The 13746-nt window shown below is 69.7% G+C and carries 13 protein-coding genes; 7 read left to right on the top strand and 6 right to left on the bottom strand.

The window, feature by feature from the left end; genetic code table 11:
• The first annotated feature begins 11 nt into the window (after window positions 1-11).
• Both RPX00_RS47775 and RPX00_RS47780 read left to right on the top strand, forming a co-directional pair.
• Window positions 12-746, top strand: a complete 735-nt coding sequence (locus RPX00_RS47775) for a thioesterase II family protein (protein WP_406636148.1) — start codon at window positions 12-14, stop codon at window positions 744-746.
• A gap of 483 nt (window positions 747-1229) precedes the next feature.
• Entirely contained in the window at window positions 1230-1709 is a 480-nt protein-coding gene (locus RPX00_RS47780) for a nitroreductase family deazaflavin-dependent oxidoreductase (RefSeq protein ID WP_406636150.1), read from the top strand.
• Between the two features lie 257 nt (window positions 1710-1966).
• On the opposite strand, the gene RPX00_RS47785 is transcribed toward RPX00_RS47780, so the two are convergent.
• Genes RPX00_RS47785 through RPX00_RS47795 form a run of 3 tightly spaced genes read right to left on the bottom strand, consistent with a single transcriptional unit; the run spans window position 1967 to window position 4736 of the window.
• Entirely contained in the window at window positions 1967-3211 is a 1245-nt protein-coding gene (locus RPX00_RS47785) for an RNA polymerase sigma factor (protein WP_406636152.1), read from the bottom strand.
• Window positions 3211-3594, bottom strand: coding sequence for a YciI family protein (locus RPX00_RS47790; protein ID WP_406636154.1), 384 nt, complete (start codon window positions 3592-3594; stop codon window positions 3211-3213). Before RPX00_RS47790 ends, RPX00_RS47785 begins: the two co-directional genes overlap by 1 nt.
• A 35-nt stretch (window positions 3595-3629) precedes the next feature.
• Window positions 3630-4736, bottom strand: a complete 1107-nt coding sequence (locus RPX00_RS47795) for a TetR/AcrR family transcriptional regulator (RefSeq protein ID WP_406636156.1) — start codon at window positions 4734-4736, stop codon at window positions 3630-3632.
• Window positions 4737-4920: 184 nt separating this feature from the next.
• Between RPX00_RS47795 and RPX00_RS47800 the strand changes: the two genes are divergently transcribed.
• Window positions 4921-6378, top strand: coding sequence for an FAD-dependent monooxygenase (locus tag RPX00_RS47800; RefSeq protein WP_406636157.1), 1458 nt, complete (start codon window positions 4921-4923; stop codon window positions 6376-6378).
• Between the two features lie 564 nt (window positions 6379-6942).
• Here RPX00_RS47800 and RPX00_RS47805 read toward each other — a convergent pair.
• Window positions 6943-7563: an L-threonylcarbamoyladenylate synthase gene (locus tag RPX00_RS47805; RefSeq protein WP_406636159.1), complete on the bottom strand. Its 621-nt coding sequence runs from the start codon at window positions 7561-7563 to the stop codon at window positions 6943-6945.
• 83 nt (window positions 7564-7646) lie between these two features.
• On the opposite strand from RPX00_RS47805, the gene RPX00_RS47810 reads away from it, so the two are divergent.
• From RPX00_RS47810 to RPX00_RS47820, 3 genes are all read left to right on the top strand, one after another.
• Window positions 7647-8366 (top strand): MgtC/SapB family protein, encoded by a 720-nt coding sequence (locus RPX00_RS47810; RefSeq protein WP_344282958.1) that lies wholly within the window; start codon window positions 7647-7649, stop codon window positions 8364-8366.
• A 118-nt stretch (window positions 8367-8484) separates the two neighbouring features.
• A complete protein-coding gene (locus RPX00_RS47815; RefSeq protein ID WP_406636162.1) occupies window positions 8485-9315 on the top strand; it encodes a DivIVA domain-containing protein in 831 nt (276 codons plus the stop codon).
• 653 nt (window positions 9316-9968) lie between these two features.
• The gene (locus tag RPX00_RS47820) at window positions 9969-10250 is read left to right on the top strand and encodes a metal-sensitive transcriptional regulator (protein WP_009081418.1); all 282 of its coding nucleotides are present in this window, start codon (window positions 9969-9971) and stop codon (window positions 10248-10250) included.
• Window positions 10251-10309: 59 nt separating this feature from the next.
• Here RPX00_RS47820 and RPX00_RS47825 read toward each other — a convergent pair whose 3' ends face one another.
• Together RPX00_RS47825 and RPX00_RS47830 are read right to left on the bottom strand one after the other, a co-directional pair.
• Window positions 10310-12541 carry a heavy metal translocating P-type ATPase gene (locus RPX00_RS47825; protein ID WP_406636165.1) on the bottom strand — a complete coding sequence of 744 codons (2232 nt, stop codon included), beginning with the start codon at window positions 12539-12541 and terminating at the stop codon, window positions 10310-10312.
• 11 nt (window positions 12542-12552) lie between these two features.
• The gene (locus tag RPX00_RS47830) at window positions 12553-12759 is read right to left on the bottom strand and encodes a heavy-metal-associated domain-containing protein (RefSeq protein ID WP_406636167.1); all 207 of its coding nucleotides are present in this window, start codon (window positions 12757-12759) and stop codon (window positions 12553-12555) included.
• Between the two features lie 113 nt (window positions 12760-12872).
• Between RPX00_RS47830 and cobF the strand changes: the two genes are divergently transcribed.
• Window positions 12873-13634, top strand: coding sequence for a precorrin-6A synthase (deacetylating) (gene cobF, locus RPX00_RS47835; RefSeq protein WP_406636169.1), 762 nt, complete (start codon window positions 12873-12875; stop codon window positions 13632-13634).
• The last annotated feature ends 112 nt before the right edge of the window (window positions 13635-13746 follow it).

Genomic DNA, 13746 nt, shown 5'->3' on the forward strand with positions numbered 1-13746 from the left:
AAATCGGCCGCATGACGGACCCGTGGCTACGCCGCTTCCACCCCGCCGACGACGCCCCCGCCCGTTTGGTATGCCTGCCACACGCAGGCGGCTCGGCCCCGTTCTTCCACCCGGTGTCCAAGGCATTGGCCCCCGCCGTCGACGTACTGGCCGTGCAATACCCCGGCAGGCAAGACCGCATGGCCGAGCCGCCCCTGCGCACCATCGAAGAGCTAGCCGACGGAGTCACCCAAGCCCTGCTGGCGTGGCTGGACCTGCCGGTAGTGCTCTTCGGCCACAGCATGGGCGCGACGCTCGCGTACGAGGTGGGCCTGCGCCTGGAGTCCAGGGGAACACCCCCGGAAGCAGTAGTGATCTCCGGCCGCCGAGCCCCGTCCCGCCAGGTAAACGACCAAGTCCACCTCCGAGGCGACGAGGGTTTGCTGTCGGAGATCGAAGGCCTGGCGGGCACCGACCCGAGAGTCCTGCGCGACCCGGAACTGCGAGAACTGTTCCTCCCAGCCCTGCGAGCGGACTACACGGCCATCGAGACCTACATCCCCAGCCCAGGCCCGCTCACCGTGCCGATCCACGCCCACACCGGAGACTCCGACTCCCACGCCCCGGTCGAGGACGTACAGGCCTGGTCCACCCACACCCGCGGCGACTTCACCCTGACCACCTACCCGGGCGGGCATTTCTACCTGGTAGACCACGTACCGGCTATTACGGATGCGTTGCTGAAGCTGACCACCAGCGTGGTTTAGCCCTCCGTTGCCCGGCTAGGTGCTCTTGCCCGCTGGCTGGTGCTTTTGGGAGCTGCGGCCGTCGCACCTCGCCGCTGTGTCTCTGGGCTTCGCTTCACCGCCGCGCCTCTGGTGCCTGGCTGTGCTTCGCCGCCGCGCCTCCGACACCCGGCCCGCGCCTTACCCCGTCCCCGGACGCGCCTCACCACCGTCCCCAGACTGTCGGCTGCGCCTCCCCCACCTTCCTCCCGGCACCTGACTGCGCCTCGTCACCTTCCCTTCAACACCCAGCTGCGCATCGCCACTGTCCCCCAGACTCCCGGCCGCACCACACCGCCGTCTCCCAGACTCCCGGCCGCACCACACCGCCGTCTCCCAGACTCCCGGCGGCACCTCGCCACCGCCGCCCCTCCGACAACCAGCCGCACCTCACCACCGTCCCCGACGGCTGACCATGCCTCGCCACCGCAGGCTCCCCGTCCACAGCCCCGTAGGCTGCCAACCATGGAACTGCGCAGGATGTTCGCCGGTCTAGGCCGCAGCAAGGCTTTCGCCGCCTTCGGCCAAGCGATGATGCCCGCCGACCGCCTGCTCCTCCGCATCAGCGGCGGCCGCCTGGGCGTAGGCGCGGCAGTCGGACTGCGCACCCTCCTGCTCACCACCATCGGCCGAACCACCGGCGAACCACGCCAGGTCCCGCTGCTGTACGTAGAACGCTCCGGCGGCTACGCAGTAATCGGCTCCAACTGGGGCGGCGAACACCACCCAGCCTGGACCGCGAACCTCCTGTCCCACCCCACCGCGACGGTCTCCGTCCACGGCCGCACCATCCCCGTCCAGGGTCGCCTCCTGAAGGACGCCGAACGCCAGGAAATGTGGGACGCCGTCGCCTCCTATTGGCCCGCCTACGACCGCTACGCCGAACGCGCCGCCCACCGCGAAATCCGCGTGTTCCTCCTGGAGCGCACCAACCCAGCCGCCTGACCGGAACCCACGCCACCCCGGACCACCTGGTTCGTCCGACTCACTCGCCAGGCTGCCCGCTCGCCCAGCCGCCCCGCTCGCCCAGCCGCCCCGCTCATCCAGCTGCCCCGCTCGTCCAGCTGCCACTCGCCCGGCTACCCCCGCTCGCCAAGGCCGCCCGTTCGCCAGGCAACCCGCCTACCCCTCCAAATCAGAGACCTCACCGCCTCCGCCCGCGAACATCGGCGTCCCGGCATACTGCCCGCCCCGCGAGGCCCCTATCCCCGCCGCGGAAGAAGCTTCGCCGCCTTCGCCTGCAGATACCGGCGTTCCGGCATGCTGCTAGTCCGTTTCGCCGCGCGCAGGTAATGCTCGTGCGCCCCGGCCGGATCCCCAGCGAGTTCGAGCAGATGCGCACGGACCGCGTCGAGCCGGTGGCCCTGTTTCAGCCGTGCGTCGTCTTCGAGAGTGGCCAGCAGCGCCAACGCTTTCTCCGGACCATGGACCATCGCGACCGCAATCGCGCGGTTGAGCGTGGTCACCGGGCCGGGCGCGAGTTGTTCGAGCAGGCCGTACAGCTCGAGGATCTGCGCCCAGTCAGTGGAATCGGTGCCCGTCGCCTGGTCATGCAGCGCCGCGATGGCGGCCTGCACCTGATACGGCCCCACCGGACCTTGGCCCAGCACCCGGTTCACCAGTTCCAGGCCCTCGACGATCAACGGCACCGTCCACTGTCGACGGTCCTGTTCGGCGAGCGGCGTCAGCGCTCCGTCGGGTCCGGTGCGAGCCGGGCGCCGCGCGTCGGTGAGCAGCATGAGCGCGAGCAGTCCGGCGACCTCGCCGTCGTCCGGCAGCAACGCACGCACGGCGCGGGTCAGCCGGATCGCTTCCTCGGACAGCTCGGCCCGGTGCAGTTCCTCGCCCGACGTCGCCGTGTATCCCTCGTTGAAAATCAGGTACAGCACGTGCAACACGACTTGCAGCCGAGCCGGCCAGTCCTCGGCGGACGGCGGGGCGAAGGTCGACCCAGCCGCCGAAATGCTCTCCTTCGCCCGCGTGATCCGCCGCGCCATGGTGCCCTCCGGCACGAGGAACGCGCGCGCGATCTCGGCCGTCGTCAACCCGCCGACCGCACGCAGCGTCAACGCGACCTGCGAGCTGGGTGTGACCGCCGGATGGCAGCACAGGAACAGCAACGTCAGCGTGTCGTCCCGCTCCGGCGGCTGTTCGTCCTCCGGCCCGGGCACGACCGCGGTCAGCGCGACGTCCTGCACCGCAACGGTTTCTTCGCGTCGCCGCCGCGCGCTCTCGCTGCGCCAAAGGTCGGTGAGCCGTCGCGTGGCGACCGTGAGCAGCCAGGCGCGCGGGTTGTCCGGCACCTCGCCCGCCGACCATTGTTCGACGGCCGCGACCAGCGCCTCCTGCACCGCGTCCTCGCACGCCTCGAACTGCCCGTACCGCCGCACGAGCGTCCCGAGCACCTGCGGCACGAGCGGCCGGAGCACCTCGCCGACGTCCGCCATCAGCCGAGGTCGGGCTGCGATTCCGCGTCAGCGAAGAACACGACCGGCCGGACCTCGATGCCGAGCCCGTCGATCCCCGCGTCCGGAATCATCGCGGCGACCTCCAGCGCCCGGTCCCGATTCGCGCATTCGACCAGGTAGAACCCGGCGAGGAACTCCTTCGACTCCGCGAACGGGCCGTCGGTGACCGCCGGCACCCCGCCGCGCACCCGCACGACAGCGCTGTCCTCCGGCCCGCCGAGCGCCTGCGTGTTGATCATCTCGCCGGACGCGCGGATCTTGGCGATGAAGTCAGCATGCCCGTCCATGACCTCCTGGCGGGTCTCCTCGCTCAGTCCCTCCCATACGTCGGGGTTCATGTGCATCGTCAGCAGGAACTTCACGTCGCCCTCCCAGCAGCCGGTCCAGGCGCACCAACCTAGCGGAGCCGCGCGGCGATGCCGTCGAGCAGACACTCGAGCCCTAGCTCGAACTGCGCGTCCTCGGCCGCCGCCTCGGCGACTTTCCGCGCATCAGCAGAAGCCGCCGCCGCGCCGCCCGCACGGCCCGAACCCGCCGCTCGCCCGGCCCCAGCCTCGTCGCGCCGAGCGCCAGCCTCGTTTCGCCGCGCCTCAGCCGCCCAGCGAGAGCCAGCCCCATCGCGACCCGCCTCAGCCGCCCGCCCAGACCCAGCCGCACCGTGGCCCGCCCTGACCGGCCGACCAGAACCAGCCGCATCACGACCCGCCTCAGCCACCTGCCCAGGCTCGACCACCTCCGCACCCGGCCCAGCATCCGCCCGGCCAACCTCAGCCACCCGGCCGTGCTCACCCGGCTCCGCGTCCGGCCCAGCACGGTCCGCGCCAGCCCCGGCCGTCTCCCCAGCAGCATCGTGCCGTTCGGTCAGGAAGCTCTCCAGCACCCGCACCAGCAGCGGATACTGCTCGCTCCCCGCCGCGGCGTCGCCGAACCAAGCCCGCGCCTGCCGCTGCACGTCCACGACGTCGACGAACGCGTTGCGCTGCCACATCGCCCGCTCTTCCGCCCACTGCAGCGCCTGCCCGGTGACGTACCCGTCGAGCAGCCGCGCGTACCCGAGCGCCGTCGAGAGGTCCTGCCCCAGCCGATCGAACGTCGCCAGCACGAACTCAGTCCGCCGGCTCGCGTTCGGCCCCGCCGGAGGCCGCTGGTGCACGAGCCGCGCGTACCACGGATGCCGCTTCGTCATCGCCCACGTGTCGACCGCGACCGAGGTCAGCTCGCCCCGCCAGTCCTCGCCCGGGACCTCCGGAGTGGGCACCTCGCTGTTCGCCAGGTCCAGCATCAGGTCCACCAGACCGTCTTTGCTGTGCACGTAGCGGTACAGGGACATCGGAGTGGACGCGCCCAACTCCTTCGCCACTGCCCGCATCGTGAGCGCCTCCGCGCCGCCAAGGTCAGCCAGGCGCACGGCCGCGTTGACGATGTCGATCCGTCCGAGGCCCCAGCCGCGCTCCGGCGGCTCAGGCAACAGCCAAATCGGCGGTGTCGGCCCTTGATCTCCCATTCATCTCCCTGTCTCCAGCCCGCTTGCGTACATAGTACATCGTCCTGTACAACGTACACAAGATGTACGACGTACACGCCCCTGGGGGTAATGAGATGACTGCACGAATTCCTGTTCTGATCTGCGGCGGAGGGATCGCCGGGCTCACCGCGGCGCTGCTGCTGCACCGCGAGGGGTAGCCCCGGTGCTGGTGGAGAAGCACGCCAGCACGTCCCCGCAGCCGAAAGCTCGCCGGTTCAACCCGCGCAGCACCGAGGTGTTCCGGCTGCTCGGATTGATGGACGAGGTCGAGCGGGCCAGCGCGCCGCTCGCGTCGTTCACCGGAATGCTCTCCGGCACGACGCTGGCCGACGCGACCTGGCCGGATGTCGCCGGTTCAGTGCGCGAACGGCTGAAACAGCACGCGAAAATGCCCAGTCTCAGCCCGGCGCCGAGCGTGCTGTGCCCGCAGGACGTCCTGGAACCGGTGCTCCGACAGGCCGCGGTCGAGCGCGGCATAGCGGTCCGGTTCAGCACCGAACTGGTGTCGTTCGAGCAGGACGACGCCGGAATCACCGCAGAACTGCGCCCGGCTGACGGCGAGCCGTACCAGGTCAGCGCGGATTACCTGATCGCGGCGGACGGTGCGCGCAGCCCCATCCGCACCGCGCTCGGCATCACCCGCAGCGGACACGGGCACCTGGCCGACAACCTCGACATCTGCTTCCGCGCGGACCTCGGAAATCTCATCCGGGACAAACCGTTCAACCTGTGCCGGATCGAGAACCCGGCGGCCTCCGGCGCGTTCGTCTCGGTCAACGGCACCGACCGGTGGCTGTTCTCCACCGCCGACTTCCCCGGTTCGGAGTCCCTGGGCGAGGACGGCTGGCGCGACCTGCTGCGCACGGTCGTCGGCGTGCCGGACCTCGAGATCGAGGTGCTGAGCCGGATGCATTGGGAGTCGGGAATGTACGTGGCCGACCGGTTCTCCTCCGGCCGGGTCTTCCTGGCCGGCGACGCCGCGCACGCAATGCCGCCGATGGCCGCCGCCGGCGCGAATACTGCGATCGCGGACGTAACGAACCTCGCCTGGAAGCTCGCCGCCGTGCTGTCCGGCACAGCAACGCCCGATTTGCTCGACAGCTACCACGCCGAGCGGCACCCGATCGGGTACGCGACCGCAGAGTTCTCCAGCATGGCCAGCGGCCACCTCGGCACCATGCTCGCCACGATCACCAGCGAGGACGCGCCGCGAGTCGACCCGCTCGCCGCGCTGTTCGGCGTGCAGTACGAGGCCGGTGCCTTTGTCCCGGACGGACGCGGTCCCGCGCCGACAGACCGGTACGACCCGGCCGGCCGCCCGGGAACTCGAGTGCCGCATGCCTGGCTCGACGCCACGACGTCCACAGTGGACTTGGCGGGACCCGGACTCGCCTTGCTCACCGGGCCGGACAATGCCCGCTGGTCCGCCGAAGCCGGCCAACTGGGTCTCCGCGTCGTCCCGGTATCAGATGAGGCGTGGCTGGCCGAGACGGAATTGCCTGCTGACGGCGCACTTTTGCTCCGGCCGGACGCTGTCGTCGGCTGGCATTCCACGTCGGAGGTCCCGCTCGCCGACGCCCTGTCCCGCCTGCTCGGTACCCCGGTGGAGGCAACCGTGTGACCTCGTCGACGGTGCCCGGGTTCGCCCGCCCCGCGCACCGGATTCGCCCGAAATCAATGCGAGAAAGGAGCTGTGATCGGACACATCTGAACGCGCGGACGTCCGGGTGCCGGTTGCCTGCCAGCCCGCTTCGGCACCGGCCGGGCGCGATCCGCTGCCGTCTCTCCCCCGCTCAGCTCGAGCCGTGTCATCGTGCCAGCCCGCACTCTCACGGCCCGGCCCGGCGGGGAGGGACGCGACCGGCGACAGTTCAAGCCGGACGTGCGCCACCCCGTATTGCGCTGCTCACCGCCGAGGCGCTCGGTGTCTTGTGCCGCGAAGACCGTCAGCAACCCTGCGTTAGGAGGAGAACCGCCAGCAACCTGCCCGTCCAGTCGCATCCGAGTCCGTCTGCTCGTGCGCTCACAGCCCGTGGCATCAGCCGATGTTGCGCTCGGAGGCAAGAGAGGAACTGCGGTCGCGTCAAGCAGTCGTCAGCAGCTGTCGCCGTGCGCAGCTCAGGTCGGCGACTGTCACGTCAAGCCAAGACCCCGTCAGGAGGCAAGAAACCGATGATCACCCTGCTCACTCGAACCGGGACGGGTCTCCCGCCCCATGCCGCACGACCTCCGCCTCGCCGGAGGAGAAGTCGATCACCGTGGTGGGTTCCACGCCGCAGTCGCCGGAGTCGATGACGGCGTCCAGCACGTGGTCGAGTTCTTCCTTGATCTCCCAGCCCTGGGTGAGCGGTTCGCCGGAATCGGGCAGCAGCAGCGTGCTCGACAGGATCGGCTCGCCCAGCTCGCCGAGCAGTTCCTGGGTCACCACGTGGTCGGGGATCCGCACGCCGACGGTCTTCTTCTTGGCGTGCAGCAGCCGCCGCGGGACTTCCTTGGTGGCCGGGAGGATGAACGTGTACGCGCCGGGGGTGCTGGCCTTGATGGCCCGGAACACCGCGTTGTCGATGTGCACGAACTGGCCGAGCTGGGCGAAGTCCTGGCAGACGAGCGTGAAGTGGTGCCGGTGGTCGAGTTTGCGGATGGTGCGGATCCGTTCCATCCCCTCCTGATTGCCGATGCGGCAGCCGAGCGCGAAGCACGAGTCGGTCGGGTAGGCGATGAGCCCGTCGTCGCGCAGCAGATCGACCACTTGGGCGAGGGCGCGGCGCTGCGGGTTCTGCGGGTGCACGTCGAAGTAACGGGCCATTGCCCGAGCTTAGGCGTGCTCGCCGGGGCGGGCGCGCGGGCTCTCCGGAGGCCGGGCACAGTGACAGGCGAGGAGGTACGTCTGTGCATGCTCTTTGGTCGACCGGCGAACAGTGGGAACTGCTGCCGCCGGTCCTGCTCGCCCTGCTGCTGAGCACGGTGATCGGCATCGAGCGCGAGGTCGGCAACAAGCAGGCCGGCCTGCGCACGCACACGCTGGTCGGCGTCGGGTCGGCGGTGTTCATGCTGGTGTCGAAGTACGGGTTCGCCGATTTGCTCGGCATCGAGCACGTGGCGCTCGACCCGTCGCGGATCGCCGCGCAGATCGTGTCCGGCATCGGGTTCGTCGGCGGCGGGCTGATCTTCGTGCGCCGCGACGCGGTGCGCGGGCTCACCACGGCCGCGACCGTCTGGCTCGCCGCGGCGGTCGGAGTCGCGTGCGGTGCCGGGCTTCCGGTGCTCGCCGTCGCGACGACCGCCGGACTCGTGGTGATCACTCGCGGATTCCCGCCGCTTTCCCGGTTTGTCGCGCGGCATCGGCGGCAGCCGCCGATCCTCCGGTTGAGTTATGCCGACGGGCACGGCGTGCTGCGTGCCGTGCTCGCCACTTGCACCGATCGGGGCTGGGCCGTCCACCGGGTGGCGGTCGACCGCGAAACGGTTTCCGAAGAGGGACAACGGATCGCGGTCGTCACATTGCTGTTGCAGGGGCGCGGCGATCTTCCCGAACTCACCGCGGAACTGGCCGAATTGCCGGGCGTGCGAAGCACCGCGACGGGCACGGAAGATCCGCTCGAAGATTGACCCGCCCCAGGCTCCCCCGGATCGGCGGACTTCAGGCACACTGGAGGCAGTGCGGAAACCCCGGCGCGGCAAGAAAAACGAGCGCCGGGGAGAAACCATCCAAATGGGAGGTGAGAGCATGGCCCCCGGCGGTGGCGAGGACCTGCTGTCCGTCCGGCCGTCCTTTGACTCGGCATGGCGTGGCTATCAGCGCGGCCAGGTCGAAGAATTCGTGACGTGGGTCGAGGCGGAATTCCAGCGGCTGGCCGCGGAACGCGACGCCGCGGCACAGCAAGCGGCCGAACTCGCCGAGCGCAATCGAGAACTGCGCGAGACGGTCGACCGGATCAGCCGCACCCCCATCGCACCGGACGCATTGCAGGAACGTTCCCGGCGGATGGTCGAGCTGACGCGCGAGGAAGCCGCGGAGATCACCGCCCGTGCCGAGGAGACCGCCGCGCGGATCATCGCCGACGCCAAGGCGGAAGCCGTCCGTCTCACCGAAAAGGAACGCGCGCTCGTCGAGGCAGTCTCCGCGGATCGCGAGCAACAGCGGCGAGAACACGAGGATCTGCTGCGCCGCGCGGTCGAAGAACGCAAGGCCGCCGACGAAGCCGCGGCGAAGGAACGCCGCAGGCTCGAAGAACACCTCACCCGCACACTGGCCGACCGCCGCACCGACGCACTCCGCGAAATCGCCGACCGCACCGCCGCCGCACGCGCCGAAGCCGACGCACATGTCCGCCAAGCCACCGACCACGCCGCCCAAATCGTCGCCGAAGCCGAACGACGAGTCGCCGAACTCACCGCCGTCCAGCAACGGGTGAAGGCCGCGCTGCGCGGTGCCCGCGAACTGCTGGCCACCGCGAACGCCGACCTCGCCCCGGACGGCACGCCCGTGCCGAACCAGCGCCGGACCTCCGCGCTCAGCGACATCCCCGAGGTCACCGAGGTCAGTGCGACCGGTTGAGCGGTGTCGCCGAACCAACTCACGTCGGACTGCCCGGGTTATCGACGTCACCGCCACCGGTTGAGTGGTGCCCCCAAACCGACTCACATCGGACCACCGCGAGTCACCGAGGCCACCGCCACCGGTTGAACGGCGCCCCCAAACCGACTCACATCGGACCGCCGCGGGCCGCCGAAGCCACCGCCACCGGTTGAACGGCGCCCCCGAACCAGCTCGCGTCGGGCAGCCGCCGGTTGTCGAGGTCGCCGCGACCAGTTGAGCCGCGCCTCGAACCGACTCACGCCGGACTGCCGCGGTTATCGAGGCCACTGCGACCGGTTGGGCGGTGTCCCCCGAACCGACTCACGCCGGGCAGCGGCAGGTCACCGAGGCCGCCGCCACCGGTCGGGCAGCACCCAGACGGCCCACGCCAACTGCCCTTCGTCACGAAAGCCAAGGTCACCCCACCGGACAACATCAGTCATCCCCACCGGGCCAACAGCGCTCGCGTCACCAGCCTCGGTCGCCAATCTGCGACGGCGCGAACCCGCGGCCATCCCGTCATAACCGCGGCCATCCCCACCCCACCCCGCCGACGCACCGCCCCGGATACGCCGGGTGGGTATACTCGACGGTGAACCAACGGGGATGCCGAGAAAAAGGGACGATGTGCGATGACCGGCTACGGCAGTGAACGAGAGGCCTACCTCAAGCGCCTTCGCCGGATCGAGGGGCAGATCCGCGGGCTGCAGCGCATGGTCGAGGAAGACAAGTACTGCATCGACATTCTGACCCAGGTGTCCGCGGCGACGAAGGCGTTGCAGTCCTTCTCACTGGAACTGCTCGACGAGCACCTGGCGACCTGCGTCGTCCAGGCCGCGGCCGCGGGCGGGGAGGAAGCGGACCTCAAGGTGCGCGAGGCGTCGGACGCGATCGCTCGGCTGGTGCGTTCCTGAAGCAGATACGAAACGGGCCAGCGGCGGGAAATCCCGCTGCTGGCCCGTTTACTGGTGAATCACGCCGCCCGGAACCTGCGCAGCCGTAGGCTGTTCGACACCACGAACACCGACGAGAAGGCCATCGCCGCGCCTGCGATCATGGGGTTGAGCAGGCCGAACGCGGCCAGCGGCAGTGCCGCGACGTTGTACGCGAACGCCCAGAACAGGTTCCCCTTGATCGTGCCTAGTGTGCGCCGGGCGAGGCGGATCGCGTCGACTGCTGCTCGCAGGTCTCCTCGGACCAGGGTGAGGTCGCCGGCTTCGATCGCTGCGTCCGTTCCGGTGCCCATGGCCAGGCCGAGGTCGGCTTGGGCGAGCGCGGCCGCGTCGTTGACGCCGTCGCCGACCATGGCCACCACCCGGCCTTCGCCCTGCAGGCGCTTCACCACGGCCACCTTTTCCTCGGGCAGCACCTCGGCCACCACCTCGGTGATGCCCGCGGCATCTGCGATCGCCCGCGCCGCGCCAGCGTTGTCGCCGGTCAGCAGCACTGGCTGCAGGCCAAGCGCGCGCAGTTCGGCGACGGCCTGCGCTGAGGTCGGCTTGATCGTGTCCGCGACCACCAGCACACCCCGTGCGACGCCGTCCCACGCGACGAAGACTGCCGTCGCGCCTTGTTCTTCCGCGGCGGCCTTGGCCTCAGCGAGCCGGTCGTCGATCTTGACGCTCCAGTCGGCCAGGAACGCGGCACGGCCGGCGAGGACCCCAGTGCCTTCCACGAGGCCGGTGACGCCCAGGCCCTCGGTGTTCCGGAACTCTGTCACCGACGGGAGGTCACCGATTCGCTCGCGAGCACCGTCCGCGATCGCTTTCGCGATCGGGTGCTCCGAAGCGTGCTCGACCGCCCCCGCGTAGCGCAGCAGTTCGCGTTCCGTGACGCCTTCTCCGACGTGGACGTCCACCAGGCTCATTCGCCCGGTCGTGACGGTCCCGGTCTTGTCGAGCACCACGGTGTCGACCCGGCGGGTGGACTCGAGCACCTCCGGTCCCTTGATGAGGATCCCGAGCTGCGCGCCCCGCCCGGTGCCGACCAGCAGCGCGGTCGGCGTCGCCAAGCCCAGTGCGCACGGGCAGGCGATGATCAGCACGGCGACCGCCGCGGTGAACGCCTCGGTGGCGTTTCCGCTGGTCAGCAGCCAGGTGATCAACGTCCCCAGAGCCAGCACCAGCACGATCGGCACGAACACTGCCGAGACGCGGTCGGCCAGCCGCTGCACCGCGGCCTTGCCGTTCTGCGCTTCCTCGACGAGCCGGGCCATCTGCGCGAGCTGGGTGTCCGCGCCGACCCGGGTCGCCCGCACCGCGATTCGGCCGCCGACGTTCACCGTCGCTCCAGTCACGCCGTCACCTACCGCGACCTCGACCGGCACGGATTCCCCGGTGATCATGCTGACGTCGACGGCCGAACTACCCTCGGTAACCACACCGTCCGTAGCGATCTTCTCGCCCGGACGCACCACGAACGTGTCCCCGACGCGCAGCTGCTCCACCGGAATCCGCTGCTCACGACCGTCACGCAGGACCGTCACGTCCTTCGCACCGAGTTCGAGCAGGGCCCGGAGCGCGGCACCGGAGCGACGCTTCGACCGCGCCTCGAAATAGCGCCCGGCCAGGATGAACGTGGTGACGCCCGCCGCGACCTCGAGGTAGATGTTGTCGGTCCCCGAACCGCCGGAGACGCTGAACTCGAAGCCGTGCCGCATGCCGGGCATCCCCGCCATCCCGAAGAACAGCGCGTACAGCGACCACAGCGTGGCGGCCGAGACGCCGAGCGAGATCAGCGTGTCCATCGTCGCCGCGCCGTGCCGCAGGTTGGTCCACGCGGCGCGGTGGAACGGCCATGCTCCCCAGACCACGACCGGTGCGGCGAGCGTGAGCGACAGCCACTGCCAGTTCGTGAACTGCAGCGCGGGGACCATCGCCAGCACGATCACCGGCACCGTGAGGATCGCCGAGTAGAGGAGCCGGTCGCGCAGCGGCCGCGTCTCGTCCTGCTCGGGCTCTTCCGGCTTCTTCGGCTCCGGCGCCTGCGCGGTGTAGCCGGTCGCTTCGACGACGCCCACCAACTCGTCGACCGAAACGGTGGAGGGGTATTCGACGTGCGCCTTCTCAGTCGCGTAGTTGACGCTCGCGGTGACGCCCTCGACCTTGTTGAGCTTCCGCTCGACCCGAGCAGCGCACGACGCGCAGGTCATCCCGCCAATGGCGAGTTCGACTGACTGCACGGGGGCTGGTGTCGTGGTGCTCATGTCACTCCTTTTTACGCGACGACCTGGTAGCCGGCCTCAGCGACGGCAGCCTCGACGGCCTCGCGCGAAAGCGGCTCTGCACTGGTGACCTTCACTGCGCCGGTGGCGAGGTCGACGTCGACTGCCTGCACGCCGGCCAGCCCGCCTACCTCCTCTTTCACCGATCCCACGCAGTGCCCGCACGTCATGCCCTCGACGGTGTAAGTCGCTTCAGTCATCGCCACACTCCCTATCGTGCTCTCTACTACGCCTCCTTTATACCCCTAGGGGGTAGCGGCATGCCAGGGGACCCTCGCGTGAACCCGGTTACCCGCCGGGAGAGACTGCACGGATGCGGAAGATCTATGCGATCGGGATCGGCGCCGGCGACCCGGAACACCTCACGGTGCAGGCCGTTGACCGGCTCAATCGCGTCGACGTGTTCTTCGTGCTCGACAAGGGCAGCGCGAAAGCCGACCTGGTGCAGCTGCGCCAGGAAATCCTGGAGCGGTTTGTGAACCGGCCGGGGTACCGCGTGGTGAGCGCGAAGGACCCGGATCGCGACCGGACGCCCGCCGACTACCGCACCGCGGTCGCCGACTGGCACCAGCTCCGCACCGACGTCTACGAGCGGCTGATCCGCGACGAGCTGGCCGACGGCGAGACCGGCGCGTTTCTCGTCTGGGGCGATCCGGCGCTGTACGACAGCACCATCGCGTTGATCGAAGCCGTGCTGGCGCGCGGGAACGTGGCGTTCGAGTACGAGGTCGTGCCGGGGATCAGCAGCATCTCCGCATTGGTGGCGCGGCATCGGACGACGATGAACCAGATCGGCCGTGCCGTGCAGCTCACGACGGGTCGCCGGCTGGCGGACGGCTGGCCGAGTGATGCGGACGACGTTTTCGTACTGCTCGACGCGCACACGACCTTCGATCAGTACGCAGGTCAGGGCTTGTGGATCTATTGGGGCGCGTACGTCGGGACTCCGGACGAGATTCTGCTGTCGGGGCCGTTGGACGACGCGTTGGCGGCGAAGATCCGGGAGACGCGCGCCGCGGCTAGGGAGCGACACGGATGGATCATGGATACGTATTTGCTGCGCCGGCCGGATTGAGCGCGGCGGGCCGTCTATTCCGGCCTGCCCGTTTTTGGGCATGAGAAAAGGGGCGGGGCTCCGGGAAAACCCTTTTCGGGTTCTCGACCGGGGCCCCGCCCCTTCCTTCTAG

This window comes from Amycolatopsis sp. WGS_07, assembly GCF_045278895.1.
Classification (GTDB): domain Bacteria; phylum Actinomycetota; class Actinomycetes; order Mycobacteriales; family Pseudonocardiaceae; genus Amycolatopsis.

Bases quoted from the DNA above. Each gene is read 5' to 3' on its own strand.
- RPX00_RS47785 (WP_406636152.1), bottom strand. From the start codon at position 3,211: ATGGCGGACGTCGGCGAGGTGCTCCGGCCGCTCGTGCCGCAGGTGCTC.
- RPX00_RS47815 (WP_406636162.1), top strand. From the start codon at position 8,485: ATGGCCCCCGGCGGTGGCGAGGACCTGCTGTCCGTCCGGCCGTCCTTT.
- RPX00_RS47795 (WP_406636156.1), bottom strand. From the start codon at position 4,736: ATGGGAGATCAAGGGCCGACACCGCCGATTTGGCTGTTGCCTGAGCCG.
- RPX00_RS47775 (WP_406636148.1), top strand. From the start codon at position 12: ATGACGGACCCGTGGCTACGCCGCTTCCACCCCGCCGACGACGCCCCC.
- cobF (WP_406636169.1), top strand. From the start codon at position 12,873: ATGCGGAAGATCTATGCGATCGGGATCGGCGCCGGCGACCCGGAACAC.
- RPX00_RS47805 (WP_406636159.1), bottom strand. From the start codon at position 7,563: ATGGCCCGTTACTTCGACGTGCACCCGCAGAACCCGCAGCGCCGCGCC.
- RPX00_RS47825 (WP_406636165.1), bottom strand. From the start codon at position 12,541: ATGAGCACCACGACACCAGCCCCCGTGCAGTCAGTCGAACTCGCCATT.
- RPX00_RS47820 (WP_009081418.1), top strand. From the start codon at position 9,969: ATGACCGGCTACGGCAGTGAACGAGAGGCCTACCTCAAGCGCCTTCGC.
- RPX00_RS47780 (WP_406636150.1), top strand. From the start codon at position 1,230: ATGGAACTGCGCAGGATGTTCGCCGGTCTAGGCCGCAGCAAGGCTTTC.
- RPX00_RS47830 (WP_406636167.1), bottom strand. From the start codon at position 12,759: ATGACTGAAGCGACTTACACCGTCGAGGGCATGACGTGCGGGCACTGC.